At 72.0% G+C, this 26,531-nt stretch carries 23 protein-coding genes; 10 read left to right on the forward strand and 13 right to left on the reverse strand.

All coding sequences use genetic code 11. From position 1 onward, the window contains the following. The first annotated feature begins 191 nt into the window (after positions 1-191). Entirely contained in the window at positions 192-923 is a 732-nt protein-coding gene (locus ACIGO6_RS20140; protein WP_399877901.1) for a Mut7-C RNAse domain-containing protein, read from the forward strand. A 12-nt stretch (positions 924-935) separates the two neighbouring features. On the opposite strand, the gene ACIGO6_RS20145 is transcribed toward ACIGO6_RS20140, so the two are convergent. From ACIGO6_RS20145 to ACIGO6_RS20170, 6 genes are all read right to left on the reverse strand, one after another. Further along, on the reverse strand, positions 936-3,359 hold the full coding sequence (locus ACIGO6_RS20145) for a galactose oxidase-like domain-containing protein (protein ID WP_399877903.1): 2,424 nt from the start codon (positions 3,357-3,359) through the stop codon (positions 936-938). Further along, positions 3,356-4,549 (reverse strand): glycosyltransferase, encoded by a 1,194-nt coding sequence (locus ACIGO6_RS20150; protein WP_399877906.1) that lies wholly within the window; start codon positions 4,547-4,549, stop codon positions 3,356-3,358. Before ACIGO6_RS20150 ends, ACIGO6_RS20145 begins: the two co-directional genes overlap by 4 nt. After that, positions 4,546-6,195, reverse strand: coding sequence for an ArnT family glycosyltransferase (locus ACIGO6_RS20155; protein ID WP_399877909.1), 1,650 nt, complete (start codon positions 6,193-6,195; stop codon positions 4,546-4,548). Before ACIGO6_RS20155 ends, ACIGO6_RS20150 begins: the two co-directional genes overlap by 4 nt. Then, positions 6,192-7,454 carry a glycosyltransferase gene (locus ACIGO6_RS20160; protein WP_399877912.1) on the reverse strand — a complete coding sequence of 421 codons (1,263 nt, stop codon included), beginning with the start codon at positions 7,452-7,454 and terminating at the stop codon, positions 6,192-6,194. Before ACIGO6_RS20160 ends, ACIGO6_RS20155 begins: the two co-directional genes overlap by 4 nt. Before the next feature lie 207 nt (positions 7,455-7,661). Then, on the reverse strand, positions 7,662-9,692 hold the full coding sequence (locus ACIGO6_RS20165) for a thioredoxin domain-containing protein (protein WP_399877914.1): 2,031 nt from the start codon (positions 9,690-9,692) through the stop codon (positions 7,662-7,664). A gap of 343 nt (positions 9,693-10,035) precedes the next feature. Further along, the gene (locus ACIGO6_RS20170) at positions 10,036-10,869 is read right to left on the reverse strand and encodes an NAD(P)H-binding protein (protein WP_399877916.1); all 834 of its coding nucleotides are present in this window, start codon (positions 10,867-10,869) and stop codon (positions 10,036-10,038) included. An 85-nt stretch (positions 10,870-10,954) separates the two neighbouring features. Here ACIGO6_RS20170 and ACIGO6_RS20175 point away from each other — a divergent pair, with 85 nt between their 5' ends. After that, the gene (locus ACIGO6_RS20175; RefSeq protein WP_399877919.1) at positions 10,955-11,551 is read left to right on the forward strand and encodes a TetR/AcrR family transcriptional regulator; all 597 of its coding nucleotides are present in this window, start codon (positions 10,955-10,957) and stop codon (positions 11,549-11,551) included. Positions 11,552-11,644: 93 nt separating this feature from the next. Here ACIGO6_RS20175 and ACIGO6_RS20180 read toward each other — a convergent pair whose 3' ends face one another. Next, positions 11,645-12,190, reverse strand: a complete 546-nt coding sequence (locus ACIGO6_RS20180) for an RBBP9/YdeN family alpha/beta hydrolase (protein ID WP_399877922.1) — start codon at positions 12,188-12,190, stop codon at positions 11,645-11,647. A gap of 123 nt (positions 12,191-12,313) precedes the next feature. Here ACIGO6_RS20180 and ACIGO6_RS20185 point away from each other — a divergent pair, with 123 nt between their 5' ends. Both ACIGO6_RS20185 and ACIGO6_RS20190 read left to right on the forward strand, forming a co-directional pair. Beyond that, on the forward strand, positions 12,314-12,757 hold the full coding sequence (locus tag ACIGO6_RS20185) for an Lrp/AsnC family transcriptional regulator (RefSeq protein WP_399877925.1): 444 nt from the start codon (positions 12,314-12,316) through the stop codon (positions 12,755-12,757). Between the two features lie 366 nt (positions 12,758-13,123). Next, on the forward strand, positions 13,124-16,324 hold the full coding sequence (locus ACIGO6_RS20190) for a tetratricopeptide repeat protein (protein ID WP_399877927.1): 3,201 nt from the start codon (positions 13,124-13,126) through the stop codon (positions 16,322-16,324). A gap of 106 nt (positions 16,325-16,430) precedes the next feature. On the opposite strand, the gene ACIGO6_RS20195 is transcribed toward ACIGO6_RS20190, so the two are convergent. Further along, positions 16,431-16,661: a hypothetical protein gene (locus ACIGO6_RS20195; protein WP_399877930.1), complete on the reverse strand. Its 231-nt coding sequence runs from the start codon at positions 16,659-16,661 to the stop codon at positions 16,431-16,433. Beyond that, the gene (gene mca / locus ACIGO6_RS20200) at positions 16,654-17,535 is read right to left on the reverse strand and encodes a mycothiol conjugate amidase Mca (RefSeq protein WP_399877933.1); all 882 of its coding nucleotides are present in this window, start codon (positions 17,533-17,535) and stop codon (positions 16,654-16,656) included. The genes ACIGO6_RS20195 and mca overlap by 8 nt, the downstream gene beginning before the upstream one ends. 180 nt (positions 17,536-17,715) lie before the next feature. Between mca and ACIGO6_RS20205 the strand changes: the two genes are divergently transcribed. Together ACIGO6_RS20205 and greA are read left to right on the forward strand one after the other, a co-directional pair. Further along, positions 17,716-18,114: a DUF4307 domain-containing protein gene (locus tag ACIGO6_RS20205; RefSeq protein ID WP_399877936.1), complete on the forward strand. Its 399-nt coding sequence runs from the start codon at positions 17,716-17,718 to the stop codon at positions 18,112-18,114. A gap of 206 nt (positions 18,115-18,320) precedes the next feature. Then, a complete protein-coding gene (greA, locus tag ACIGO6_RS20210) occupies positions 18,321-18,818 on the forward strand; it encodes a transcription elongation factor GreA (RefSeq protein WP_399877938.1) in 498 nt (165 codons plus the stop codon). Between the two features lie 182 nt (positions 18,819-19,000). On the opposite strand, the gene ilvA is transcribed toward greA, so the two are convergent. Continuing rightward, positions 19,001-20,230, reverse strand: coding sequence for a threonine ammonia-lyase (ilvA, locus tag ACIGO6_RS20215; RefSeq protein ID WP_399877941.1), 1,230 nt, complete (start codon positions 20,228-20,230; stop codon positions 19,001-19,003). 162 nt (positions 20,231-20,392) lie between these two features. Here ilvA and ACIGO6_RS20220 point away from each other — a divergent pair, with 162 nt between their 5' ends. The 3 genes from ACIGO6_RS20220 (at position 20,393) to ACIGO6_RS20230 (ending at position 21,878) form a co-directional block, all read left to right on the forward strand. Beyond that, positions 20,393-20,899 (forward strand): MarR family winged helix-turn-helix transcriptional regulator, encoded by a 507-nt coding sequence (locus ACIGO6_RS20220; RefSeq protein ID WP_399877943.1) that lies wholly within the window; start codon positions 20,393-20,395, stop codon positions 20,897-20,899. A gap of 141 nt (positions 20,900-21,040) precedes the next feature. Next, on the forward strand, positions 21,041-21,541 hold the full coding sequence (locus ACIGO6_RS20225; protein ID WP_399877947.1) for a sigma factor-like helix-turn-helix DNA-binding protein: 501 nt from the start codon (positions 21,041-21,043) through the stop codon (positions 21,539-21,541). A gap of 79 nt (positions 21,542-21,620) precedes the next feature. Next, entirely contained in the window at positions 21,621-21,878 is a 258-nt protein-coding gene (locus tag ACIGO6_RS20230) for a hypothetical protein (RefSeq protein WP_399878198.1), read from the forward strand. 20 nt (positions 21,879-21,898) lie between these two features. Here the strand turns inward: ACIGO6_RS20230 and ACIGO6_RS20235 are convergent, their stop codons facing one another. After that, a complete protein-coding gene (locus tag ACIGO6_RS20235) occupies positions 21,899-23,053 on the reverse strand; it encodes a cystathionine gamma-synthase (protein ID WP_399877950.1) in 1,155 nt (384 codons plus the stop codon). A 97-nt stretch (positions 23,054-23,150) separates the two neighbouring features. On the opposite strand from ACIGO6_RS20235, the gene ACIGO6_RS20240 reads away from it, so the two are divergent. Then, positions 23,151-24,269: a hypothetical protein gene (locus ACIGO6_RS20240; RefSeq protein WP_399877952.1), complete on the forward strand. Its 1,119-nt coding sequence runs from the start codon at positions 23,151-23,153 to the stop codon at positions 24,267-24,269. Positions 24,270-24,329: 60 nt separating this feature from the next. Here the strand turns inward: ACIGO6_RS20240 and msrA are convergent, their stop codons facing one another. Together msrA and ACIGO6_RS20250 are read right to left on the reverse strand one after the other, a co-directional pair. After that, the gene (msrA, locus tag ACIGO6_RS20245) at positions 24,330-24,842 is read right to left on the reverse strand and encodes a peptide-methionine (S)-S-oxide reductase MsrA (protein ID WP_266560245.1); all 513 of its coding nucleotides are present in this window, start codon (positions 24,840-24,842) and stop codon (positions 24,330-24,332) included. A 269-nt stretch (positions 24,843-25,111) separates the two neighbouring features. Next, complete coding sequence (locus ACIGO6_RS20250) at positions 25,112-26,401, reverse strand: vanadium-dependent haloperoxidase (protein WP_399877956.1); 1,290 nt, start codon at positions 26,399-26,401, stop codon at positions 25,112-25,114. Between the last annotated feature and the right edge of the window lie 130 nt (positions 26,402-26,531).

Here is a 26,531-nt window from a genome sequence, read left to right on the forward strand (position 1 = left end):
AGCCCCCGATCCCGGACACGGCGCAGCAGGAGTGCGGGCAGGAGGGCATCGCCGGGACGCGGTCGCATCGCCCCTGACGCCCTCGTGACCGAGTTCCCGGTCCGTTCCGGGGACGTCGCGCATGCCGTTGGCGCGGCGGAGGTACGGAAACGCCCGAGCCCGCGGCCCGCGCCCCGTGGCATCCTGACCGGGTGAACGGACCCGAGATCCACGTGGAATTCGCCCCCGAACTGCACCTGTTCGTCCCGCGGGCCCGCCCCACCGGCGCCACCCGCGCCGCCACCGACGGCGTCTCCACCCTCGGCCACGTCGTCGAGTCCCTCGGCGTCCCCCTGACCGAGGTCGGCACGCTCCTCGTCGACGGCCGCGAGGTGGCGCCCGGACACGTGCCGGCCGGCGGCGAGTCGGTGAGCGTCCGTGCCGTCGAGCGCCCGCAGCGGGTCCCGGGCGCTCCCCTGCGCTTCCTGCTCGACGTGCATCTCGGCACCCTCGCCCGCCGGCTGCGGCTGCTCGGCGTGGACACGGCGTACGAGTCGACGGACCTCGGCGACCCGGCGCTCGCCGCGCTGTCGGCGGCCGAGAAGCGGGTCATGCTCAGCCGCGACCGCGGCCTCCTGCGCCGCCGCGAACTGTGGGCCGGCGCCTACGTCTACCCCACCCGCCCCGACGACCAACTCCAGGAGGTCCTGGACCGGTTCCGCCCCGAGCTGCACCCCTGGACGAGGTGCACCGCCTGCAACGGACTGCTCAAGGAGGCCACCAAGGACGAGGTGGCGGACCAGCTCAAGGGCGGAACCGAGCGGTCGTACGACGTGTTCGCACAGTGCCGCGCCTGCGGACGCGCGTACTGGAAGGGCGCACACCACGAGCAGTTGGAGGCCATCGTGGACGCGGCGGTGCGCCGGAGCACTCGGGGCGGGTGAGCGCGTTGATCGTCAGCGGCGCCCGATGTCCCCCTTGCCGCAGGCGATGCCGTCCCCGTCCGGGTCCAGGCGCAGCGGGTCGTCCTGGCCGTTGACCTCCAGGCGGCCGTAGTCGTTCCGCTTCAGCCAGTCGCAGCGGGCGGACGTCGTCTTCTTCACCTCGGCCGGGAAGGCGGTCGGCACGCAGACGTTGGCGGATCCGTAGTGCCGGTCGCAGCCGGAGACGGTGGGGCTGACCGGCTGCGAGGCGCGCTTCCTGCCGGGCCCGGTCACCTTGCCGGACGGCGCGTCGGCGAAGGAGTGCACGTGCGCGGAGGCGTCCTTGGCGGCGAGGGCCGCCGGGCCCTGGAGGTGCACCCACTCGGCGACCGAGGGCACGCCGCCCGCGTCGACCGCGAAGAGCATGTACCAGCCGGGCGGGGCCAGGTTGGGGTTGCTGGTGACGTTGAGGTCGACGTTGTTGCCGTCCACGGAGAGCGGCAGGTCCACGAAGCGCTGGTTCGGGTCGGAGGAGTGGGTGACGGCGGCGGGGCGGATCAGCTCGGCCTTCGCGATGGGCCGGTCGACGGTGATCCGCTGGGTGTCGCCGTAGGTCCACTCGGTGTCGATCACCGAGGTGATCGTCGGACGCTCGCCCTTGAGCAGGTAGGGCGGGGTGTAGATCGACACGTCGTGGTTCCAGGAGCCGTTGCCCGGGTTGTCGCCGGTCGTCATCACGCGCCCGTCGGGCAGCAGGAACGCCGAGGAGTGGTAGCCGCGGGCCTCCGGGTCGACGGCGACCGGGTCGAAGGTCTCCGTCTCCGGGTCGAAGATCGACGTCTCGAAGACCGGGTTGGCCCGGTTGTGCAGGGCGCCGCCGGTCTCCAGCACCTTGCCGTCGGGCAGCAGGACGGTGGAGACGTACATCTTGCCCTGGTCGCCGGTCTGCGGCACCGGGCCGTTGCCGAGGTCGACCGTGCCCTGCGGGAGCGGCGGGCCGGCCACGTGAGCCGGGTTGGGCTGCTTGAGGTCGATGATGTCGGTCAGGCGGTTGGCCTCGGGGTTGGAGTCGATGTTGCCGCCGCCGACCGTGAGCACCTTCTGGTCCTGCGCCGGGGGCAGCAGCACGCTGGCGGACTGGTCGCGTACGTCCTTGTCCTGGAGGCCCGGCACCTGCGTGATGGTGTTGGCGTCGTAGTCGTAGATCGCCGAGCCGGTGCCCGGGATGTTGTTGCCGAAGACGTGGCTGCCCGAGTAGAAGAGCCGGCCGTCCTGCATGAGGATCATCGAGGGGTACAGGCCCCAGTAGGACCAGGTCTGGTTGACCTGCCAGGTCGGCAGCCACTTCTGCTGCTCGTCCGACCACCGCTCGGCCGTCACCGACCCGGTGGAGTCCTCGCGCAGCCCGCCGAAGGAGACGACGTCGCCGTTGCCCATGATCGTGGCCGACGGGTACCAGTGGCCGTCGTTCATGTCGTTGGTCTTGGTGTAGGTCTCGGTCTCCGGGTCGAAGATGTACGAGTCCTTGTACCCCTGGTAGCCGATCGTGCCGTCCGCCGACGGGTAGCCGGCGTTGCCGCTCATGACGAGGACGCGGCCGTCCTTGAGCTGCACGTGCCCGGCGCAGAACATGTCCTTGGGCGTCGGGATCGTCCTGTAGTCGCCGGTCTCCGGGTCGTAGACGGCCGAGGTGAAGGTGCCCGCCTCGAACATCTCCGGGTCGTTGCCGGAGCCCGCGATCAGCAGCACCTTGCCGTTGTGGAGGACGACGGAGTGCATGGAGCGGACCGGGTTCTGCGTGGGCAGCACGTCCCAGCGACCGTTCGCGCACTCCTCGGCGGTGCCCGTGCACTCCGGGTCCGGAATCGGGTCGGCGACCTGCTCCATCGTGTAGTCGTCGGTGGTCGCGGAGCCGGTGCCGTAGACGGAGACACCCCAGCTGATGCGGTCGGTGCCGGCCGGGACCTCGGGGGTGCGGACGCTCGCCTGCGTCCAGTCGGCCGCCATGTCCAGCGTCTTGAGGTCGGTCCAGTACTGCCAGCCCGCGGTGGCGTCGTGCCGGAAGAGGGTGAGCGACGCGTCCGGGGTCGTGGTCTTGTACCAGAGGGACAGGTCGTACTGCTTGCCCTCCGTCACCACCGGCGCGCACGCGGCGGACTCGGTGATCAGGGCCTTGCGGTCGCCGTCGACCCGGCGGGTCAGCTCGACCTTCATGGCCTTGGTGCCGGTGTGCGCGTCGGCTGTGGTGGTGAAGGTGAAGTCGTTGTCGCCCCAGCCGGACTTCTCCCAGCAGTACGGCATGTCACCGGTGCCGGCGGTCTCGAAGCCGGGGTTGGTGATCAGGTTGGCGGCCGAGGCGGGCTGGGGTGCGGTGAGGAGGAGGCCGCCGGTGAGGGCGGACACCGCCAGCAGGGCGGAGGTTCTGCGTCCGGGTCTTCTACTCATGCGTGTTCTCATGCGTCGCTCCTTGCGGTGCGGGCGGCCGTACGGCGTCGGCGCGGGAGGTACACGAGCGCCTCCGTCCCGACGAAGCGCAGGACGAAGGTGATGACGAGGGCGAGGGCGGTCGCGGGCAGCACGGTCAGCCCGAACTGCCCGACGAGCAGGGCGATCAGCGGGATGCGCAGCACCAGGTCGGCGTTGGCGATCAGCGCGAACCGCAGGGTCCGGTCGGCCCAGTGCCGGTGCCGGCGCCGGTCGCGGAAGAGCAGCCGCTCCAGGAGCAGGAAGTTCCAGGCCACGCCGAACTGGTTGGCGAGGATCTCGGCGGGCAGGTAGTGCAGCCCGGCCTCGGTCAGCGCCCACAGGGCGGCCAGGTTGGGCACGAAGCCGCTCAGCCCGATCAGCCCGAACGCGATCATGCGGGCCAGCGGCGAGGTGGTGCGCAGCCCGGCCAGGTGGCGCAGGAAGCGCAGCCCCTCCTGCGCGGTCGACTTGGACTCGCCGGCGAACCGCTCCTCGAAGACGAACGGCACCTCGGCGACCGTCTGGGGGCGGCTGCGCACGGCCAGTTCGAGGAGGATCTTGTAGCCGAGGGGCCTGAGCACCTCGGCGGTGACCTCGCTGCGGCGGATGGCGAAGAAGCCGCTCATCGGGTCGCTGATGCCGCGCAGCCGGCGTGGGAAGAGCGCCTTGGTCAGCCAGGTCGCCGCGCGCGAGACGGCCACCCGGTAGCTGCCCGCGAGGCCGGCGCGGCTGCCGCCCTTGAGGTAGCGGGAGGCGACGACGAGTCCGGCGCCCGCCCGCTCACCGGTGGCGACCAGTTCGGGGACCAGGGAGGGCGGGTGCTGGCAGTCGCCGTCCATGACGACGATCCAGTCCGACCCGGCCGCCTTCATGCCCTCGACGACCGCGCCGCCGAGCCCGCCGGCCGGTTCGTCCCGGTGCAGGACGGTGACCGGGAAGGGGCAGTCGAGCGCCGCCGCGCGGATCACGTCCGGGGTGTCGTCCGTGGAGTCGTCCACGAAGACGACCTCGCAGGGCAGCCGGGCCGGGACGGACTCGGTGATCAGGTGCAGCAACCGCCGTACGTTCCCGGACTCGTTGAAGGTCGGTACGACGATGGTGACGGCGCCCGGCTCGGGCACCTCCGAGGCGCCTACGGCCGGGTCGCCCAGCTCGCCGGGGACGGTGGACTCGTGGCTCATCGGGCGGCTCCGGAGGGCTGGATACGGCGGATCTCGATGCGGTCCGCACCGGTGCCGAAGACGGCGACCGGGGTCGAATGGTTCATGGCGGCCTTGACGTTGGGCAGGTCGACCGCGTCGCGCCGCACCGTCGGGGAGGCGACCACGTAGTCGATGTCGCGCCAGCCGCCCGGCATCGTCTCGGTCACCGCCGGGTCCAGATCCGCCTTGTAGAACCAGATGACCCCGAGACCGGGTTCGTACCCGGCGTGCACGAGGTCCAGCCAGAGCGCGTCGTCGACGAGGACCCGGGTGTCCTCGGGGTCCGGCACCTCGCTCGCCAGCCAGTCGGCGGCGGCCTCGTAGGGGGCGTTGGCGTCCGCGGTGACGGCGGTGCGGTCGCCGTCGTACCAGCGGGGTACGACGTAGGCCCCGGCCGCGAGCACCAGGACGCCGGCGAGCGCGTACCGGCCGAGGGTCACCCCTCGTTTCTCGGCCTCCGTGCGCCATCGGCGCAGCACGGCGTGGGCGACGCTCGCCGCGCCGCCGGCCAGCACCAGCGCGAGGAAGGGCAGGGCCTGGATGACGTACATCGCGGGCAGGTAGCCGCTGGGGCGCAGGGCGAGGGCGGCGAGGATCGCCACCGTCAGGGCGGGTCCGGCCAGGGCCCGTGCGGTGACCGACCAGCGCCAGGTGGCCAGCAGGAGCAGCGCCCCGGCGAGGCCGCCGAGCGGCAGGACACGGTCGTAGTACAGCCAGGACCGCAGGACGCCGTGGGAGCCGGAGCCCTCGTCGAGGATGAAGCCGGAGCCGGGGCGGGTCAGCTGGTACTCGATGCCCTCCCACAGCGAGACGTGGCCGCCGCCCGGCAGCAACTCGCCCTTGAGCAGCGCGAACAGCGGATAGGAGAACCCGATGAGCGCGCAGGCCGTGACGGCGCCGGTCAGCGCGAACTTGCGGGTGTCCCTGTGGCTGTGCCGCCACATGGTGACCAGCAGGGCGGGCAGGACGACGAGCATCGTCTCCTTGGTGAGCACCGCCGTGGCGGCGGCGATGCCCGCGCCGAAGTGGTGCCACAGATGGCGGCTCGGCGAGGCGGCCAGCGCGAACGCCAGCAGGGTCCACATCACGGCGAGGTTGTCGAGGAAGATCTCCCGCTGGAGGATCACCGACAGCGGGGAGAGCCCGAAGAGGGCCATGGCGAGCCCGGCCGCCCAGCGGGGCAGGGAGAGCCGGCGGGCGATGACGTAGACGAGGACGGCGGAGACGGCGCTGATGATCAGCATCGCGCCGCGCATGGTGCCGACGGTCATCGACTCGGGGCTGATCAGTGCGGGTATCCAGGTCAGCAGGGCGATCTGGATCCAGCCGAGCGGCGGGTGGTCGTACCAGTAGGTGTAGTGGGCGAGGCCCTCGCCCTGCTGGACGGACCAGGCCTGGGCCAGGTAGGTGCCCTCGTCGTCGCTGAGGGCCGGGTAGGCGGAGATGTTCCAGCCCTGTACGAGCATGATCGCCACGAGGAGCGTGCCGCACAGCAGCAGGTCGGGGCGGGAGGAGCGCAGGCGGCCCGGTGGTGTCGTTCTCCGGGCGGGCGGGTCGGTGTCGTGGGCAGGCCGGCGCTGCGCGGGGACCTCGGTGCCGGTCGCCGCGGGAAGGGTGGAGGTCACGCGGGTACGTCCTCTCGGTCCGCGGGTGCGAGATGGGCGCCCACGTGGCTGGTCAGCTCCCAGTCGTTGCGGCCGCGTTGCTCACGCCATACGGCGCGGACGGCGGCCCCGGCGAGGAGGACCTGGTAGAAGGGGCCGCCGACGATCAGCTTCAGGTAGTGCGGGAAGCGGACCCGCAGGCCGTACTGCTTGCCGAAGTCGTGCAGGCCGACGACCTCGAAGACGAAGGTGACCAGGGCGGTCACGGCCGGCAGGAAGGTGACGAAGGCGATGCCGACGGGCACGTCCAGGAAGAGCGCGATCGCCGCGTTGAGCGGAATGATCACACCGGTGAAGGCCTGGAGGAACGGCGTCATCAGGGTGTAGCGGGCCAGCAGCCGCTGGGTGAAGGTGGGCAGCTGCTTCCAGTCCTTCTTCCGGTACACCTGGAGGAAGCCCTGGTTCCAGCGGGTGCGCTGCTTGAGCAGGGAGACCAGCGTGCCCGGGGTCTCCTCCCGGGTCACCATGTCGGAGTCGTAGGCGACGACGACCTTCTTGCCGGTGCTGGAGAGCCGGACGCCGAGATCGCAGTCCTCGGCCAGGCAGTTCGGGTCCCAGCCGTCGGCCGCCCGCAGCACGTCGGTGCGGACGAAGACCGTGTTGCCGCCGAGCGGGATGAAGCCCTTCTGCGCGTGCAGGTGCAGCCGGGAGCGGAACCAGAAGAAGTACTCCAGGCAGTTGCGCAGGCTGTACCAGCTGGAGTGGAAGTTGATCAGCTGGACCCCGCCCTGCACGACGTCGGCGCCGGTGGTGCGGAAGGCGTGGTCGACGTGGGCGAGCAGCTCCGGGTGGACCTGGTCCTCGGCGTCGAACACCCCGACGACGTCGCCGCGGCAGTGCGGCAGCGCCGTGTTCATGGCCTTCGGCTTGTTCTTCTTCTCGTGGGTGTCGACGACGACCCGCACCCGCGGGTCACGGTCGGCGGCCCGCTCGGCGACCGCGGTGGTCTCCGGATCGTCGTGTCCGACGATCACGATGATCTCGAAGTCGGTGTGGGACGAGGTCAGCAGCCGCTGGATGGTGTGGTCGAGCACGGCCTGCTCGTGCCGTGCGGGCAGGAGCAGCGAGAACGACACGTGCTCGTCCCCGTCCGGACTGCTGAACCGGGTGGAGGCGAGAACCTCCGGCGTACGCCAGGCGTGCATCTGCCACCACAGCGTGAACGCCGCCATCCAGAAGAGCGCCAGGGAAACGGCAGCAATGAAGACGGACGTGAGCAAAGATCCCCCCAGATCTTGAAATCCCCCCGCCGCGGGGCGGCGCACCCGAACCCGGGCGTCCGCTCCGCACGGCAACGGTGAAGAGACTAGGGGTAACCTGTGAAACACATAAGGTGTTTAAGTGAAGAGCGTGTTTCCTCACAATGAGGACCGGGTCTGAACAGTTTGCCCGCCGGTCGCGTTCCGGATGCTTCCGTATATGTCGTTTCAGCTGTTCAGTGCGGCCCGCAGACGCTCCGGATCGGTCGTCGGCGCGTCACAGGTGAAGTTGCGGCAGACGTACGCGGCCGGCGCCCCGCCCACCAGCGGACGGTCGGCGAGCAGCGGGAACTCGTCGCTCCCCTCGACCCCGAAGGCGACGACCGCTCCGGGCGCCGTCCCCAGAAGTGCCGTACGGTGCAGCCCCCTTGCCGCACTGTCCGCCGGCCCCGGTCCGACGACGGCCACTTCACGCGGGCCGTCGAGCAGCGCCTCGGCGGCGGCGAGCCCCCAGCCGACGAAGCGCGGAACCCTCGGACCGAGCGCCTTCACCACACCCAGGGCGTGCTCGGCGGCGGTGCGGTGGGGCTCGGAGCCGGTGTGGGCGGCATACGACAGCAGGGCGCCCGCGGCGGCCGTCCAGCCGGACGGGGTGGCGTTGTCGGTGGGGTCCTGCGGGCGCCGGATCAGCTGCTCGGCGTCGGCCGCGGTGTCGTACAAGGAGCCCGAGTCGTCGGTGAAGCGGGTGAGGACGTGGTCGAGCAGCAGCCCGGCGAAGTCCAGCCAGACCCCCTCCCCGGTGACCGACGCGAGCGCGAGGAAGCCCTCCGCCACATCGGCGTAGTCCTCCAGCACCCCGGCGTTGCCACCCGCACGGCCGTCCTTGCTGGTGCGGGTGAGCCGGACCTGCTCGTCGAGGTGCAGCCGCACCAGCAGGTCGGCGGCGGCGACGGCGGCCTCCACCAGATCCGGACGCTCGAAGTACGCGCCCGTCTCGGCGAGCGCGGCGATCGCGAGGCCGTTCCAGGCGGCGACCACCTTGTCGTCCCGGCCCGGGGCGGGGCGCCCGGCCCGCGCGGCCAGCAGCCGTTCCCTGACCGAGGCGATCCGCTCCGCGTCGAAGACCCCCTCCTGCTGCGGCAGTTGCAGCACGGAGGAACCGTGCTCGAACGTGCCCTCCTGGGTCACCCCGAAGTACCGCGCGGCGAGCTCGGCGTCCTCGGCGCCGAGCACCTCGGTGAGCTGCGCGGGCGTCCACACGTAGTACGCGCCCTCGACGTGCTTCCCCGTGCCGTCGTCACTGTCGGCGTCCAGCGCGGAGGCGAAACCGCCCTCGGCGGTGCGCAGTTCACGCACCATGAAGTCGGCGGTCTCCAGCGCGACGCGGCGGGCGAGGTCCGAGCCGGTGGACCGCCAGAGGTGGGCGTAGACCCGGCACAGCAGGGCGTTGTCGTAGAGCATCTTCTCGAAGTGGGGCACGACCCACTCCCGGTCCACGGAGTACCGCGCGAAACCCCCGCCGAGCTGGTCGTAGATCCCGCCGCGCGCCATCCGCTCGCAGGTGTCGGCCGCCATCTGGAGCGCGCCGTCGGCGCCGGTGCGGGCGTGGTGACGCAGCAGGAACTCGACCACCATCGACGGCGGGAACTTCGGCGCCCCGCCGAACCCGCCCCGCTGCGCGTCGTACTCCCGGGTCAGCCCGAGCAGCGCCTGCCCGAGCTCCGCCTCACCCGGCGGCTGCGCGTCGCCGTAGGAGATCTCCCGCCCGGCGAGGTCCCGCACGATCTTCCCCGCGACCTCGGTGACCTCGTCCCGCCGCTCGGCCCACGCCTGGTGCACGCCCTGCAGCACCTGCCGGAAGGAGGGCATGCCGTGCCGGGGCTCGGGCGGGTAGTACGTGCCGAAGTAGAACGGCTCGGCGTCCGGCGTGAGGAACACGGTCATGGGCCAGCCGCCCTGCCCGGTCGCCGCCTGCACGGCCTCCATGTAGACGGCGTCGACGTCGGGGCGCTCCTCGCGGTCGACCTTGACGCTCACGAAGTGGGAGTTGAGGAACTCGGCCGTCGGCCCGTCCTCGAACGACTCGTGCGCCATCACGTGGCACCAGTGGCAGCTGCTGTAACCGACGCTGAGCAGCACCGGTACGTCCCGCCGCCGCGCCTCCTCGAACGCCTCGTCCGACCAGGGCCACCAGTCGACGGGGTTGTCGGCGTGCTGCAGGAGGTAGGGGGACGTCTCGTGCGCCAGTCGGTTCGACATGGGGTCCATCCTGCCCCAGTACCCGCGCGTCGCCGGACGGCACACCGTTCGGACGGCGGACCTGCCCCTCAGCGCCGTCGATCTGCGTTGCCATGGAAACAGGCCGCACGGGCCCAGGTAAGCCTCACAACTCACCCAACCCGTGCGGCCCTTCTCACGTCACGGGCCGATCACGACCACCACTGCTCCCAAGGCCGCTACCGCAGTGTCGGCTCGTCCGGACCGGTCAGGACTCTGTGCACAGGCAATCCGTCTGGTGGTGTGCTCACGAGGAGAAGAATCTCGGACTCCCCCGTCAACCAGGCCGGCGAGCCGGCCGTGAGGCCGAGTGCGGCGCCGTCCGTCACGCGAAGGCGGCGGCGTTGCGCTTGGCCCAGTCGGCAAAAGTGGTGGCGGGGCGGCCGAGGATCTTCTCGACGTCGCGGCTGACGGCCTGCTCGCGCGGGGTGGGGGTGCCGATGATGTCAAGGGTGGTGTCGGCGACCGGGGCGGGCATGAAGGTGAGCATCTGTGCGCGGGCCTCCTCCCGGCTCTGTTCGATGAAGGTGACCTGCTCGCCGATGGCGGCGGCGAGGGCGGCGACGCGCTGGAGCGGGGTGGTCGACGCGGGGCCGGTGAGTTCGTAGCCGGCCCTGGCGTGGCCGGGCTGTGTCAGGACGGCGGCGGCCACGGCGGCGATGTCGTCGGGGTCGATGGCCGGGAGGCCGACGTCACCGAAGGGCGCGGCGACGGTCCGGCTCGCCTTGACCGATGACGCCCAGGCGTAGGCGTTGGAGGCGAAACCGCCCGGGCGCAGGATGGTCCAGTCGGTGCCGGAGTCCATGACGGCCTGCTCGTAGGCGGCGAAGGCCTGTCCGTGGGACAGGGAGTCCGGGCGAGTGGCCACCCCCTGGGAGGACAGCAGGACGATCCTGCCGTAGTTCGCGAACGGAGCGACAACGGCGGTGGGGTCGCCGGTCATCATGAGGTCTCCCCCGACGAGCAGGAAGACCGCATCCGCCGTGGCGGGCAGGTCGGCGACCGGCTGGGCCAGGTCGGCGGCGACGGCATGCACGCCGGGCGGGACATCGGCCTGGGTGATGCGGCGCGAAACTGCGGTCACCTCGTGTCCCTGTTCGGTCAGCAGACGGACGAGCGTGCGGCCGACGTTTCCGGTGGCACCCGTGACAACGATCATGCGAGGTTCCTCGAATCAGAGCGCGTGAGTTAGTTGGCTGACTGACTCGGAGGCTAGCACGAGTCCTCGCCGTATAGTTAGTCAGGTGACTTACTCAAAGGAGCCTGCCCGTGCCCGGGTCGCCGGCGCGAAGCGGCGGCGACTCATGGAAGCCGCGGCCGACGTCGTCCACCGGCAGGGCGCCGAGCGCACCACCATCGCCGACATCGCGCGCGCGGCCGAGGTACCGGTGGGCAACGTGTACTACTACTTCAAGACCAAGGACGAACTCGTCGCCGCCGCACTGTCCGAGCACGAGCGACACCTGAACCAGCTCGTCAGCCACCTGGGCCGGCTCCCCGATCCCCGTGAGCGCCTCAAAGGCCTGATCGACGGCTGGGTGAGTCAGCGTGACCTCGCCGTCCGCTACGGCTGCCCGACCGGCACTCTCGCCGCGGAGCTGGGAAAACGCGACCAGGGTGGCCTGGACGTCGAAGCGGGCAGGGTCGTCCGGTCCCTGCTGACCTGGGTGGAGGATCAGTTCCGCGAGCTTGGCCAGCTGGATCCCGAGGGCCTGGCCCTTACCTTGGTGGGCGCCTATCAGGGCATGTCCTTGCTGGCCAACGCCCTGCGAGACCCGGGGGTCATGGACCGTGAGGGCGCCCGCCTGATCGCCTGGATCGACTCCCTTGAGGCCGCCTGAGCCCGCCGTGCCGTACCAGGAGGCGAGGGGCCGCCGCCGTGCCGAGCGTCCTGCGCGGGCAGGATGTCCTGGCGGGGCCTTCCCCGAGTCGGCTCAGCAGTCGACGAGCCCGCGAAGGAGTTCCAGGCCCGCCTGCCAGTCACCGAGGCCGCTGGCGGAATTGATGTGGCCGTGGCCTTCGACGAGGTGGCCTTGCGCCCGCCACTCGCGCGCGAAGGATGCGGACGTCTTCGGGTCGCAGTAGGGGTCGTCGTCGCCGGCCACCATCAGGCTCGGGCACGGCAAGGGCCGAGCGGACAGGCCCAGGAACGTCGGTGCGGCCTCACGTGGGAACGCCGGCCCCCGGGGATCGGGAGGCGCGACCAGGAGCGCCGCCACCGCGTCGGGTCGCGCCCGCTCCAGCCAGTGCGCGGCTGCCCAGCAGCCAAGGCTGTGAGCCACCAGTGCCACCTGGTCGTCACGCCGGGAAGCGATCTCGTAGGAAGCCTGGATTGCGGCGACCCAGTCCGGCAGGTCCGGCCTGCTCCACGACGCCGGCGCGATCCGGACCGCCGAGGGCCCCCATCGCTTCTCCCACAAGCTCTGCCAGTGCCGCTCATCCGAACCGTCGATCCCGGGGATGATGACGTACGCGACCATCGTCCACCGCCGTTCCCATCGTGGCCCCCGCACTTCGCCGGGACGCCCTGGGGCGATTCTCGATGGATCAGCGCCCATGACCGGGCTCAGCAAGTGATCTCAAAGAAAGTGGGGGCGACAACGATGGAATCACTCGACGAGATCGACCGAGCCATCCTGGACCTGCTCCAGGCCGACGGCCGGCTCACCGGAGCCGAGGTCGGACGCCGGGTCGGGCTGTCCCAGCCGGCAGCCGGGGCCCGCATCCAACGCCTGGAGAAGAACGGGACCATCATCGGCTACCGCGCCGTCGTCGCCCCGGCCGCAGTCGGGTTGAACATCCATGCCGTCGTCCGGCTACGCACCACCCACGCACAGCTGGCCCAAGCGCTCACCCTTGCCGCCCGGACTCCCGAGGTCGTGTCGACCCTCCGTGTGACCGGCGAGGACTGCCTGGTGCTCGACGTGCACTGTTCCCACGCCGAACGCCTGGAGCAGATCGTGGACTCCCTCGCCCGCTACGGACCGGTCACCACCTCCCTCGTCCTGCGCAGCTACCCACCCAAGTCGCTGCCGACGGCACCGTAGACAACGCCCACCGTCAACGCCTGTTTGACGAGCCGGGCCAGGTGTGGCAGGCGAGAGCGCGGGCGGCGATGGCCTTCGCCGGGTCGGCCTCTTCGGACAGTGACGCCGACAACAGGTCGGCGAACTCCCGGTCGACAGCCCTCGACCCTCTGTCCTGCTCGGCCGGAAGGTGCGTCGCCGAGCTCGGCGAGGCCCGGTGCGGTCGGACCCGTCGCGCTGACGGCGCCCGCGACGCCCCCAAGGTCTCCCCCTCGCTGGACACTTGACCGATGCATAACAGGGGAAGGACCCGGGGATGGGCCGGGAGAGCCCCGGCGAGGTCGGGGGACACCCGGGTGATACCGATGCCGCCGGAGGGGGCGCGACATGCGGGACAGTCATCGGGCGGACGCCGAGCGGTTGCTGACGCGGGCCGTGGAGGAGGAGGTACGGCGCTCCGGCGGGCGTACCGAAGGGAACGTACTGCTGTCCAGGGCACGCGGCGCGCTGGACGCGATGGCGGGGACGGCCGCCGAGGAGTACGACGCCTACACCCGCGCCCTCGACGAGGCGGCGGCCGGTCAGCTCACCTTCCGCCAGCGGTACGCCCGGGAGGGTGCCGGCACTCCCCTGCTGGTGGCCGCGGTGGCGGCGGTCGCCGCGGTGGTGGCCGACCTGGCGCTCGGCACGGGCACGGGCACGGCGGTGGGCGCGGGGGTGGCCGTCGGGGTCGTCGGCGCCGCGGCGACCGTGGTGAAGGTGGTCGGGTCCCATGTGCCGGCCGCCCATCACCGCGCCGGCGCCGTGAGCCAGCCCGGCGGGCCCGAGCAGTTGCGGCTGCAGTGGCTGACGGCGCTGGAGGTGCGCGGCATCCGGCCGTTCCTGGACCAGCAGCGGATGCTCGCCGCGTCCACCGGGCCGAAGACGGCGGGCCCGAAGCTGCGGGGTGCCGACAAGAGCGCGGCGGCCCGGGGGCGCAGCGCGCTGGAGCAGTCGTTCGGGCAGCTGCCGGAGCCGGTGGGCGCGTTCGCGGGCCGCCGGCAGGAGATGGCGCAGCTGCGGCAGTGGGTGCAGGCGGCCCGCGCGAGCACGGAGACGAAGCCGACGGTGGTGGTGCTGCACGGGGTGCCCGGCAGCGGCCGTACGGCACTCGCCGTGCGCGCCACCCACGAGCTGCGGGACTACTTCCGCGGGGCGTGCCTGGTCGATCTGCGCGGCGACAGCGCCTCGTCGACGGGCGAGTCGCCGCTGAGCACCCGGGACGCCCTGCTGCATCTGCTGAACCGGCTCGGGGCCCCGCGCGAGCAGCTGCTGTTCCGCGAGCGCTCCTCGGCGGACCAGCAGGTCAAGCGGCTCAGCGAGCTCTACCACCAGCATCTGACGGGCGTGCCGGTCACGGTGGTCCTGGACGACGCCTCGGACGCCGAGCAGGTACGCACGCTGGTGCCGGAGCGGTCGGACAGCCTGGTGCTGGTCACCGCGCACAAGGCGCTGCAGCTGCCGCCCGACCTGCCCGCGCGGGTGTACCACCTGCCCGTCGAGGCGCTGGACGAGCCGGGCGCGGAGGAGTTGCTGGGGGCCACCGCGCAGGACGCGTCGGGACCGTACGACGCGGAGTCCGCCGACCGGATCCGGCATCTGTGCGGCGGGCTGCCGCTGGCGCTGCGCATCGCGGGCTCGTCTCTGGGTCCGCGTTCGCCACGCGCCCTGGCGACCGACCTGGACGCCTACGGGCCGGTGGAGCCGGTCGAGCGGGCGCTGTGGCTGCGCTACACCGACCAGCCGGAGCCGGCCCGGCGGCTGTTGCGCCGGCTGGCGCTGGCGGGGCGCACCTCGCTGGGTCCGCCCGCCGCCGCCGCGCTGCTGGCCACGGACGAGTCGGAGGCGGTCCGGCAGCTGGCGGCGCTGTCGCGGGCGGGTCTGATCGACCACGTCCGCGGCAGCCGCTACCGGCTGCACGACGTGGTGCGCGCCTTCGCCCGGGCCCGGCTCGCCGACGAGGAGGAGCCGGGCGAGCGTACGGCGGCGCAGGAACGGCTGATCGCGAACTACGCCGAGCTGGCCGACTCGGTGCTGCGCCTGGTCGACGGCAACATGTCGACCCGCTCGGACCGGTTCGGGCAGCACGGCTTCGCCTCGCTGGACGAGGCGCTGCGCTGGCTGGACGACGAGTCGAGCTTCATCACGGCGGCGCTGCGGCACGCGGAGGGCGTCGACCAGGGCGCGGTGCTGAACCTGCTGGGCGCGCTGTGCGACTACTGCCTGCTGCGCGGCGACCTGTACCGGCTGGGGGAGATCAGCGAGCTGGCGCAGTCCGTGGACCAGGGGCTGCTGGTGCGCTCGGTCCAGTGGCGCACCGGTATCGCCGCCCGGCAGCTCGGCGAGCTGGACAAGGCGCGTACGACGCTCACCTCCGTGGTCGACCTGTACATGGAGGCTCACCACGACGCGGGGGCGGCCCGCGCCCTGTGCTCGCTCGGCATCACGCTGCACCACCAGGGCAACCTGACGGAGGCGGCGGCCAAGCTGCGGGAGGCGCTGGACCTCCAGGCCCCGCCCGAGCTGGCCACGGACCGGGCGTGGACGCTGCACGCGCTGGCGGCGGTGCAGCGGGACCGGGCCCGGCTCGCGGAGGCCCTGGACCTGCTCACCGAGTCACTGGTGCTGCACCGCGCGGGCGAGTCGGTGCACGGCCAGGCGTGGGCCCACTTCCAGCTCGGCCAGCTGCGCCTGCGCATGGGGGACGTCCCGCGGGCCGAGGCCGACCTGCGCGAGGCCCTGGAGCTGTACGGCCGTACCCAGGACGCCCGTGGCGAGGCCTGGGCGCTGACCCAGCTGGCCCGGGCCCGGCTGATGGACGGGGACGTGTCCGTGGCGGTGGAGGAGCTGCGGCGGGCGGCGGCCCGGCACCGGGAGAACGGGGACACGCGCGGCAAGGCGTGGAGCATCTACTACCTGGGGCAGGCGCTGGAGGAGACGGGCGCCCTGGACCAGTCGGTGCGTGCGCTGGAACGCTCCCGCACGATGTTCTCCCGGATGCGGGACGTGTACGGCCTGGCCTGCGCCCGGCACCACTCGGCGCGGGTGACGCGTGACCAGCGCGCCGCTCAGACGGGCTCCCTGCGCAACTCGGGCTTCGCCCGGCAGCTCCTGGTGGACGCCCGCGCCGACTTCCAGCGCATCGGCGTCGGCCACGGGGAGGCGTGGACCTGCCTGGAGCTGGCGGTCGTGGACGCGGGCAACGCCCGTACGCCGCAGGCGCTGGCCCTGTGCGACGAGGCGGCGGCGCTCTTCGCGGCCTACGGCGACCTGCGGGGCGAGGACTGGGCCCGCTTCCTGCGCTGCACGCTGCTGCCGTATGCCGCCCCCGGTGGCGTGGAGGTCGGTACGGCGGTGGCGCAGGAGGAGCTGGCCCAGCTGGCCCGGGCCCGCCATCCGGCACGGGACGCGAAGCTGGACGACTACGTGGAGGCCTACCAGCTGCTCCTGGCACGCGGCGTCCAACTGGAGTCCGGCTGGCAGGCCTGGCGCCTGGGCATGACCCCGGACCGCCAGGCCCGGGAGGTGATGGGGGTGACGGTCACCTAGCCGCGGGCAGTCGTGCCCGCTGGGGCGGCACGGGTGGGCGGTGGGGGCCCCGCTCGAGCGAAGCCGAGAGTGGGGGAGGCACCCGGCCGGCGCCGGGCCGCGTCACCTACCCCCGCCCCGGCTCCCCCGCCTCACCGCCGGAGGCCTCCGGCGCTTCCTTGAAGTCGACCTTCCCCATGTGCCGGTTCATGGACTTCATCAGCCCCCACACCGCCAGAGCCATCACCGCGAAGACGATGAACCCGAGGACACCGGGGGTGACCTTGTCCTCGTCGAGTTCGGCGAGAGTGACGAGGTGCGTCATTGCCAGACTTGCGCTTGCACTCATGTCAGGCATTGTCGCGGATGCCCGCGAAGAGGTCGTCCTCGGGGAGGGATGTGTCCACGAGGGACTTGGCGAGCTCGTACTCCTCCGTGGGCCAGACCTCCTTCTGGATCTCCATCGGCACCCGGAACCAGCCCCCGTCGGGGTCGATCTGCGTGGCGTGCGCGATCAGCGCCTTGTCGCGGATCTCGAAGAAGTCTGCGCAGGGCACGTGCGTGGTGAGCGTGCGCTCCTTGCGCTCGAACTCCGACCAGCGCTTGAGCCAGTCCCCGTAGGGCGACTCCAGGCCGCGCTCCAGCAGCGCGTTGTGCAGCGCCTCGGTGCGGGGGCGGTTGAAGCCCTGGTTGTAGTACACCTTCAGCGGCTGGTAGGCCTCCCCGTACTCGGCCTCCGGGTACTTCTCGGTGTCGGCCGCGCCCTCGAAGGCCACCATCGTGATCTTGTGGGTCATGATGTGGTCGGGGTGCGGGTAGCCGCCGTTCTCGTCGTAGGTGGTGATCACCTGGGGACGGAAGGCGCGGATCTTGCGCACCAGCTCGCCGGCCGCCTTGTCGACGTCCTCCAGGGCGAAGCAGCCCTCCGGCAGCGGCGGCAGCGGGTCGCCCTCGGGCAGGCCGGAGTCGACGAATCCGAGCCACTCCTGCCCCACGCCCAGGATCTCCCGGGCCTCGTCCATCTCCTTCTTGCGCACCTCGTGGATGTGCTCCTCGATGTACGCGTCGCCCTGCAGCTTGGGGTTGAGGATGGAGCCGCGTTCCCCGCCCGTGCAGGTCACGACCAGCACGTCCACCCCCTCGGACACGTACTTCGCCATGGTGGCCGCGCCCTTGCTCGACTCGTCGTCGGGGTGGGCGTGGACGGCCATCAGTCGCAGCTGGTCAGTCAAGACTCAATCCTCGGTCAGTCGGCGCCCTGTGTGCATCGGCGCAATTTATAGGGGCCGCCCCGCAGGGGCGTCGTTGAGGGGCGGCGGTCGGGTGGCGGGTGGGAGGCTTCTATAGTGACCGAATCGGGAGCGGAATAATTCCGGAGCCCGGTGGGACCGGCTTCTGCCGAGAGGACGATCATGAGTACGGCGACCACGCGAACGCCCGAGAGCCGGTACGGCCGCTCCTCGGACGAACAGGCGGACCGCACGCTCAAGGTCGTCGGCGCCGTGCTCGGTGCCGTCCTGCTCGTGGTGATCGGCTGGTTCGGCTACCACTACGTGGGCCAGAACAAGATCAGCGGCGAGGTGATCGGCTTCGAGCTCGCCGAGGACTCGGTGCAGGTGCACCTGGAGGTCCGCAAGGACGCCGGGACCTCCGGTTACTGCACGGTGCGCTCCCAGGCGGAGGACGGCGACGAGGTCGGCCGGGCCGACTTCCGCTTCACCGGGGACGACACGCGCGTCGACAAGGTCGTCACCCTGCGGACGAAGGCCCCCGGGACGACCGCCGAGTTGCTCGGCTGTCACGCCGAGTGACGTCGCCGGGGTCGGTGACGGAGGCCGTCGCGGAGGTCCGGCGGTACGAATCCGTCACCTCTGACCTGGGGTGACATGAATCTGGTGGCTTATGTCCTCCCCCTTTGGCCACTCAATTGTTAGGCTCGTGGTTTCGCCCTTCCGTGAAGGAACATCCTTCTGGGTAGGGCGTTGATTTGTATTCCCAGTACCGACGAGGAGCACCCGTGACCCAGACCAGCGAGAACGTCACCTGGCTGACCCAGGAGGCGTACAACAAGCTCAAGGAGGAGCTTGCATACCTTACTGGTCCCGCGCGTACCGAGATCTCTGCCAAGATCGCCGCGGCGCGCGAGGAGGGGGACCTGCGCGAGAACGGCGGGTACCACGCCGCGAAGGAGGAGCAGGGCAAGCAGGAGCTCCGCGTGCGCCAGCTGACCCAGCTGCTCGAGAGCGCCAAGGTGGGTGAGGCTCCGGCCGCGGACGGCGCGGTGGCGCCCGGCATGGTCGTCACGATCGCCTTCGACGGTGACGAGGACGACACGCTGACCTTCCTGCTCGCCTCGCGCGAGTACGCGAGCTCGGACATCGAGACCTACTCGCCGCAGTCCCCGCTGGGCTCGGGCGTCATCGGCCACAAGGTCGGCGAGGACGCGCAGTACGAGCTGCCCAACGGCAAGCCCGCCTCCGTGAAGATCCTCAAGGCCGAGCCGTACAACGGCTGACCAGCAGGTCTCCCGGCCGGTGCACCCGGCCCCCATTCCTTCCCGACCGGCCCCGGCGTCCTGGTGACGCCGGGGCTTCGTCATGCCCGGCCGAGCGGTACTTGCGCACGGCCACGGTCCGGAAGACCACGAACGAGTGACACGAGTGCCGGAAAGCGAGTGCCGAGAACGGCGTCGGCCGGTCAGCCGATGACGGGGTAGCCCGCCTCCCGCAGCGCCCGGCCGACCTCGGCGCAGTGCTCCGGGCCCTTCGTCTCCAGGTGCAGCTCGACCTCCGCCTCCGTCAGGCCGAGCCGCGGATCGGTACGGACGTGGCTCACGTCGAGGACGTTGGCGTCCACCACCGACAGCACCCCGAGCAGGGTGGCGAGGGCCCCGGGCCGGTCCGTCAGACGCAGCCGGACCGCCAGGTAACGGCCCTGCGCGGCCATGCCGTGCCGCAGCACGCCCTGCATCAGCACCGGGTCCACATTGCCGCCGGACAGCACCGCCACCACCGGCCCCTCGAAGGCGCCCGGATCGCTCAGCAGCGCCGCCACCGGACTCGCCCCGGCCGGCTCCACGACCAGCTTGGCCCGCTCCAGGCACAGCAGCAGCGCGGTGGACAACTCGTCCTCGGAGACCGTGCGGACCTCGTCCACCAGCTCGCCGACGATCCCGAACGGCACGTCACCGGGCCGCCCCACCTTGATGCCGTCGGCCATCGTCGCCGGGTTCTCGACGGCCACCGGGCGTCCCGCGGCCAACGACGGCGGATACGCCGCCGCACCCTCCGCCTGTACACCCACGATCCGCACGTCCGGCCGCAGCGCCTTGACCGCGACCGCGATCCCGGCCACCAGCCCTCCCCCGCCGATGCCGACCACGATGGTCCGCACCTCGGGGCACTGCTCCAGGATCTCCAGCCCGACCGTGCCCTGGCCCGCGATGATGTCGGGGTGGTCGAAGGGGTGGATGAACACCGCGCCCGTCCGCTCCGCGTACTCCTGCGCGGCGGCCAGCGTCTCGTCGACCACCTGACCGTGCAGCCGCACCTCCGCGCCGTAGTCCCGGGTCGCGCTGATCTTCGGCAGTGGGGCGCCCTTCGGCATGAACACGGTGGAGCGCACGCCGAGCAGCGACGACGCCAGCGCCACCCCCTGCGCGTGGTTGCCCGCGCTCGCCGCGACCACACCGGCGGCCCGCTGCTCGGGCAGCAGCCCGGCGATCCGGACGTAGGCGCCGCGCAGCTTGAACGAACCCGTCCGCTGGAGGTTCTCGCACTTGAAGTGGACCGGCGCGCCGACCAGCTGGGACAGGTGCCTGCTGCCCTCCATCGCCGTCACCCGTGCCACACCCGAGAGCATCTTCCGGGCCCCGCGCACATCGTCGAGGGTGACGGGTCCGATCAGGGCGGCCGTGCTGTAGCTCATGCCTCCAGCATCGCAGTTCACGGGCGCTCGGGGCTGTTGTGACCAACCTCCGAGACCGGCTTTGCCCAGCCCCGGTACGCCTCGGCGCCCGGCCGCGTACCCTGTCCCCCAATTAGCAGCCCTCCACGAAGTGAGCCCCCGGCCATGCCCACAACACCTGAAATGTCGATGGACATGACGACCGCCGGTGACACCGGTCTTCTCGAGACGCTCCAGCACGAGGTGGCGCTCTTCGCCCGTCGCGCCGAACAGACCCGGCTCGGCGGGGTGGGGCAGGTGCGCAATTCCATGGACCGCGCCGCCTACCTGCTGCTCAACCGCCTCGACAAAGAGGGCCCGATGGGTGTCAAGGCGCTCGCCGCCAGCATGGGAATCGACTCGTCGACGGTGACCCGTCAAGTGGCGCCGCTCGTCGACACCGGACTCGTCAAGCGGACCTCGCACCCCGAGGACGGCCGCGCGGTGGTGCTCCAGCTGTCCCCGCGCGGCGTGTCGCGGCTGGAGGAGGTCCGGTCCTCCCGGCGTCAGCTCATGGCCGAGCTGACCCACGACTGGGCACCGGAGGAGCGCGAGGCGTTCTGCACGCTCCTCGCGCGCTTCAACGGCGCCCTGTCCGCCCGTATGGCCCCCCAGGGCGCGGCGGGTCCGCAGTCGCCGTCGGCCTCCTGAACGACCGTCCGCGCCTTCCCCGGCTTTCCGCGCCGGATCGCACCGGACTCTTGACCGGCGGCCCGCCCCTGGCCTGATATGAGACCTCAAGGGTCGTCGTACGGGACTCAGGGGCCGTCGCCCCTCTGGGCGGGAGGCGCGATGCGAGAACGGCATGCGTCCCGCAGTGCCCGCCGGGCCCGGGAATTCGAGGCGTTCGTCGCGGGCGCGGGAGGGCGGCTGCTGCACGCCGCCACCCTGCTCACCGCCGAGCCGCCGGACGACAACCCGCGCGCGCGGCGTCTGCTGGCCCTGTCCCTCGCCCACACCTACGCGTGCTGGGACCGCCTGCGCGGCGAGGACCCGTACGACCTGGCCCGCCAGTACCTGGCCACCCGTTTCGCCCGCGAGGCCTGGCACCGGTACGGCGGCGGCCTCGGCCGGTCCCGTCGGCCCCCCGTCGGCCCCCTGGGCGGGCTGGTCCCGCAGGAACGCCTGATCCTGGTGCTCAGGCTGTACGAAGGCGTCGCCGAGGAGCAGGCGGCCGCTCTGCTGGGCCTTCCCGTCGAACGCGTCCGGGCGCTCTGCGACCGGGCGACGGTCGCCGTGCTGCGCCCGTCCACCGGGTCGGCCCGGCCGGTGGCGAAGGCGGCGGCGTCATGACGGGCACGCCGGCCGGCACGCGCGCGTGGAGGGCGGGCAGGCGAGGGACGGGGAGGCTGCGAACGGGGAGGCGGCCATGGTGAACCGCCTCCAGCGCGAGGCCGCCGCGCGGCGGCTCATGGAGCAGTCACCGCCGCGGGTGCCGCCCGAGCTCTACGCGGACGCCGTACGCCGGGGCGGCCGCATGCTGCGGCGCCGGATCGCCGCCCGTCGGCTGCTGTGGCTGCTGCTGTGCGCCGCGGCCGTGGCCTTCACCGTCTGGGCGGTCACCGTCCAGCCCTGGGTGGAGCCGCCGTCGGAGACGACCCCACCCGTGACGGGCTGGGAGCGCTGGTGAGGCCCTCCGGCTCCCCCGGTTCAGCCCAGGGCCTGCTGAAGGTCCGCGAGCAGGTCGTCGACGTTCTCGATACCGACCGACAGCCGCACCAGGTCGCCGGGCACCTCCAGGGCCGAGCCCGCCGCGGAGGCGTGCGTCATGCGGCCCGGGTGCTCGATCAGCGACTCGACGCCGCCCAGGGACTCGCCGAGCGTGAACACCTTCGCGCGGTTGCAGACCTCGACGGCCGCCTCCTCGCCGCCCTCGACGCGGAACGACACCATGCCGCCGAACGCCTTCATCTGCTTGGCCGCGACCTCGTGCCCGGGGTGCTCCGGCAGCCCCGGGTACAGCACGCTCGTCACGCGCGCGTGCCGGGTGAGCATCTCGGCGACCTTGGTGGCGTTCTCGCTGTGCCGGTCCATGCGCACCGCGAGCGTCTTGGTGCCGCGCAGCACCAGCCAGGAGTCGAAGGGCCCGGCGACCGCGCCCATCGCGTTCTGGTGGAAGGCCAGCTCCTCCCCCAGCTCCTGGTCGTCCACGATCAGCGCGCCGCCGACGACGTCCGAGTGGCCGCCCATGTACTTGGTCAGCGAGTGCACGACGACGTCCGCGCCGAGCGCCAGCGGCTGCTGCAGATACGGCGTGGCGAAGGTGTTGTCGACGACGAGCCGGGCCCCGGCGTCGCGGGCGACCTGGGCCACGGCGGCGATGTCGGTGATGCCGAGCAGCGGGTTGGACGGCGTCTCCACCCACACGGCCCTGGTCTGCGGGGTCAGGGCGGCCCGCACCGCGGCGGGGTCGCTCGTGTCGGCCACGGACCACTCCACGCCCCACCGGGTGGCGACCTTGGCGAAGAGCCGGAAGGTACCGCCGTACGCGTCGTTGGGGATCACCACGTGATCACCGGGGCGCAGCAGCGTACGCAACAGGCAGTCCTCGGCCGCCAGTCCGGACGCGAACGCGAGGCCGCGACGGCCGCCCTCCAGGGCGGCGAGGTTCTCCTCCAGGGCCGTACGGGTCGGGTTCGCGCTGCGGCTGTACTCGTAGCCGCCGCGCAGTCCGCCGACGCCGTCCTGCTTGTAGGTCGACACCTGGTAGATCGGCGGGACGACCGCGCCCGTCTGCGGGTCGGCGGTGTTGCCCGCGTGAATCGCGAGCGTCTCGAAGTGCTGACTGATGTGCCTGTCGCTCATGGGCACCGAGGGTAGCGGCGCGGGGCGCTTCCCGCGTTTTCCACAGGCTCACGGCACAGGTTGGCCAATTGTCGGCGCCGTCTGGTTCGCTTGAGACATGGAGATTCTCTGGGTGCTGATAGCACTGGTCATGCTGGCCTTCGTGCTGCTCCCCGTTCTGCGGCGCCGGCGGAGCGCGGTCGGTCTGGTTCCCCCCGGCCACCCGGACGCGGCGGACCCCGCCCATTACGGCTTCGCCCGGGAGGAGGAGCTGGACATCCGTATGCCCGGCCCCGACCAGGACCTGCTGGACGTCCTGGACCTGGTGCAGCGTACGCAGGACTACCGGGGCGCACAGCAGCTCCTCGCGGGCACGGAGGCGCAGGGCGAGCGGCGCTGGCAGCGCGTGCAGGCCTTCGCGGGCGCCGCGTCGCTGGAGCTGGCGCAGCGGCCCGGCGGCGTGGGCGACACGCCGGGCGGGCAGTGGCTGCGGGTGTGGCGGGCCGAGGCCCCCAAGGACGCGGGCGGTGCCGCGGTGCACGCCGAGTTCCTGGTGCAGCAGGCGTGGCGGACGGCGACGCGAGGCACGGACGAGTTCCGGATCATCATGGAGGAGGCGAAGGCGGCCTGCGGCGAGGCGGCGCTGCTCGCCCCCGGCGACCCGGTCCCGTACATCACCGAGCTGTCGGTGGCGCGCGGCCTCGGCTATCCGCGCGAGGACTTCGAACAGCTCTGGCTGAAGATCCTCGACCGCGCCCCGAACCACATGGGCGCGCATCTGGCCGCCCTGCACTACTGGTGCGAGAAGTGGCACGGCTCCCGCGAGCTGGCGTACTCCTTCGCGGAGGCCGCCGCCGCCCGCGCCCCGCAGGGCTCGCTCCTCGCGGCGATGCCCCTCTTCGCGGTCTTCGAGCACCTGCCGGAGGTCAATCTGGTCAGCGGCTTCTACCAGAGCGAGGTCGTCACCAAGGCGGTCCACGGCGCGCTGCACGCCGTCCACTCGGCCCGTCCCGACGACCCGATGCAGGCGCACGTGCGCCATCTGCTGGTCTTCTTCCTGGTCCGCGGCGAGCGCTGGGCCGAGGCCATGAACCAGCTGATACTCATCGACGGCCACGTCGGTGCCCTGCCGTGGACCCTGTCCGCCGATCCGGCGGCGGAGTTCGCGGTGTACCGCGCCCTGGCGGTGGCCGGCTACGAGGCGAACGGCGGCAGCCCTGCGACGCTGCCCCACTGAGCGGCCCGACCCGCACGCGGCGGCCGGCGGAATCCCGCCGACCGCCTGCCGGTGGCGCGGTCAGCCCTCGGCGCGGGCGGGCAGCCGCCATCCCGGGCGCGGGAAGTGGCAGGTGTAGCCGTCGGGGTAACGCTGGAGGTAGTCCTGGTGCTCGGGCTCGGCCTCCCAGAAGGGGCCGACCGGCTCCACCTCGGTGACGACCTTGCCGGGCCACAGTCCGGAGGCGTCCACGTCCGCGATCGTGTCCTCGGCGATCCGCTTCTGCTCGTCGTCCACGTAGTAGATCGCCGAGCGGTAGCTGAGGCCGATGTCGTTGCCCTGGCGGTTCTTGGTGCTCGGGTCGTGGATCTGGAAGAAGAACTCCAGGAGTGTGCGGAAGTCGGTCTTCTCCGGGTCGAAGAGGATCTCGATGGCCTCCGCGTGCGTGCCGTGGTTGCGGTACGTCGCGTTCGGCACGTCTCCCCCGGTGTAACCGACCCGGGTCGCCGTGACGCCCGGAAGCCGGCGGATCAGCTCCTCCATCCCCCAGAAGCATCCCCCCGCAAGCACGGCCCTCTGCGTCTGCGCAGCCATCGTTCGCCCTCCAACATCTGTCACCACGGTCACACGGGCCACCCGGCTCACACACCGGCATCTCACGCCCACCCTGGTCAACACGCGAGACTTCCCGCCGATTCCACCTCCGCCCAACGGGTCCTACGCCCCCCGCCCGCCGCCCCCCGCCCGTCGGCCGACGGCCGACGGCCGACGGCTGACGGCTGACGGCTGACGGCTGACGGGGCCGTGATGAAGCGGAGAGGGGCGCGGCCTGCAAGGGAAGAGTCCACCCGCTGACTCGGTGCTCAGTCGGTGCCGTCGCCGCACCCCGGCTCGGCGGACCTGTTCTGTCGAGCCGTGTGGGCCGGCGGGGACGGCTGGAAGTAGTGGTCCAGGGCCCAGGTGGCCACCTGGGTGCCGGTCCGGCAGCCGACGGTGTCCGCCGTGCGGGAGTGGACGCCGCCCCACACACGGGCGTCGACGACGTCCCGGTTGAGGGCGTCGGCGGTTCCGTAGTACCGCGTGGTGCCGGTGACCTGGGAGGGGACGTAGAGGTCGATGCGCGAGGTGCCGAGGACGCCGGTCAGGGCGCGTACCACGGCAGCGGTGACGGTCGTGTGGCCGGCGATGTGGTCCGGGTGAGGCGGAGTGAGGAGAAGCGGCTCCCAGGCCGGGTCCGGCGTCGTCGCGGGGTTGCCGTCGGTGTCGGCCAGGCGGATGGCCGTGATCGGCCGCCAGGAGGCGTAGCGGAGCTTGGCGTCCCATGCCGTGACGACGGCGTCGGTCGCCGACGCGTTCACCGCGGCGAACAGCCGGGCCGTCTCGGCGATGCCGAGCCGGTGCCGGGCGGCGTGGTCCCGTACGGCCGTCTGGACCTGTTCGACGAGGTTGCCGCTGAAGAAGAGGGCGGTCTCGGTCTGCCGCGCGCTCCTGCCCGAGCCGGTCTTCGCGCCCATGACCTTCAGCTCCTGGACATCCCGGGCGTAAGCGGCCGAGGAGAGGGCGTGGGGTCCGGCGGGGCGGAACTGCCGTGGGGAGGAGAGCAGGAGGGGACGGAGCCGGGCGAGCCAGGTGTCGATGAAGGGCTGGAACGCGGGCGGTGTGGGCCGCCACACCCCTGGCGCCGGGGGAGCGGTGAACGGAACGTCCGCGAACCTTCCGTCCCCTTCCCGAAGTTCGACGATGCGGGCGGCGGCGCGCTGCCCGTAGTCGACGCCCCGGTCCCTGGCCCGGCCGGCCGGAAGCGCGGCGAGCGAGTCCGCGTAGGCGGTGTCGAGCCGCTCCTTGAAGGAAGGGAAGTAGGCGAGCAGCACGTCGTGGGCCGCTGTGGCGGCGGCTGCCTCGGAGGATGCCTCGGCCGGACCGCGCTGGCGCCACTTGTACAGGGCGTAGCCGCCTTCGATCCCCACCACGGCGTTGTACACGGCGACGGAGACGAACCCTTGCCAGATCGCCACCTGCCCGGAGGGGCGTGGGCCGAGGCTGGTCGTGATCGTGTCGGTGGCGATGGCGTTCCACTCGCGCACCACGGCCGCCGGGTCCGCCGCGGTCCGGGCGTCCCCGTCGGGAGGACGTGTCGCGGCGGTGAGCGTCACGAGCGCGAGTGCCACTGCGGCGCAGACGAGTCCGCGGACGCGTGAACGCGGAGGGACGGGAAGAGGGGGCTGTCGATCCACGGCGTACTCCCTGGAGTCGGGTGCCCAAGGCTTAGCAACGGCCCACTGC

This window comes from Streptomyces sp. NPDC053750 (assembly GCF_044544295.1).
Taxonomy (GTDB): domain Bacteria; phylum Actinomycetota; class Actinomycetes; order Streptomycetales; family Streptomycetaceae; genus Streptomyces.

Coding starts and splice junctions, on each gene's coding strand:
- ACIGO6_RS20145 (WP_399877903.1), bottom strand. CDS start 3,359: ATGAGAACACGCATGAGTAGAAGACCCGGACGCAGAACCTCCGCCCTG.
- ACIGO6_RS20150 (WP_399877906.1), bottom strand. CDS start 4,549: ATGAGCCACGAGTCCACCGTCCCCGGCGAGCTGGGCGACCCGGCCGTA.
- ACIGO6_RS20165 (WP_399877914.1), bottom strand. CDS start 9,692: ATGTCGAACCGACTGGCGCACGAGACGTCCCCCTACCTCCTGCAGCAC.
- ACIGO6_RS20170 (WP_399877916.1), bottom strand. CDS start 10,869: ATGATCGTTGTCACGGGTGCCACCGGAAACGTCGGCCGCACGCTCGTC.
- ACIGO6_RS20180 (WP_399877922.1), bottom strand. CDS start 12,190: ATGGTCGCGTACGTCATCATCCCCGGGATCGACGGTTCGGATGAGCGG.
- ACIGO6_RS20185 (WP_399877925.1), top strand. CDS start 12,314: ATGGAATCACTCGACGAGATCGACCGAGCCATCCTGGACCTGCTCCAG.
- ACIGO6_RS20190 (WP_399877927.1), top strand. CDS start 13,124: ATGCGGGACAGTCATCGGGCGGACGCCGAGCGGTTGCTGACGCGGGCC.
- ACIGO6_RS20195 (WP_399877930.1), bottom strand. CDS start 16,661: ATGCCTGACATGAGTGCAAGCGCAAGTCTGGCAATGACGCACCTCGTC.
- ACIGO6_RS20205 (WP_399877936.1), top strand. CDS start 17,716: ATGAGTACGGCGACCACGCGAACGCCCGAGAGCCGGTACGGCCGCTCC.
- ilvA (WP_399877941.1), bottom strand. CDS start 20,230: ATGAGCTACAGCACGGCCGCCCTGATCGGACCCGTCACCCTCGACGAT.
- ACIGO6_RS20220 (WP_399877943.1), top strand. CDS start 20,393: ATGTCGATGGACATGACGACCGCCGGTGACACCGGTCTTCTCGAGACG.
- ACIGO6_RS20225 (WP_399877947.1), top strand. CDS start 21,041: ATGCGAGAACGGCATGCGTCCCGCAGTGCCCGCCGGGCCCGGGAATTC.
- ACIGO6_RS20235 (WP_399877950.1), bottom strand. CDS start 23,053: ATGAGCGACAGGCACATCAGTCAGCACTTCGAGACGCTCGCGATTCAC.
- ACIGO6_RS20240 (WP_399877952.1), top strand. CDS start 23,151: ATGGAGATTCTCTGGGTGCTGATAGCACTGGTCATGCTGGCCTTCGTG.
- msrA (WP_266560245.1), bottom strand. CDS start 24,842: ATGGCTGCGCAGACGCAGAGGGCCGTGCTTGCGGGGGGATGCTTCTGG.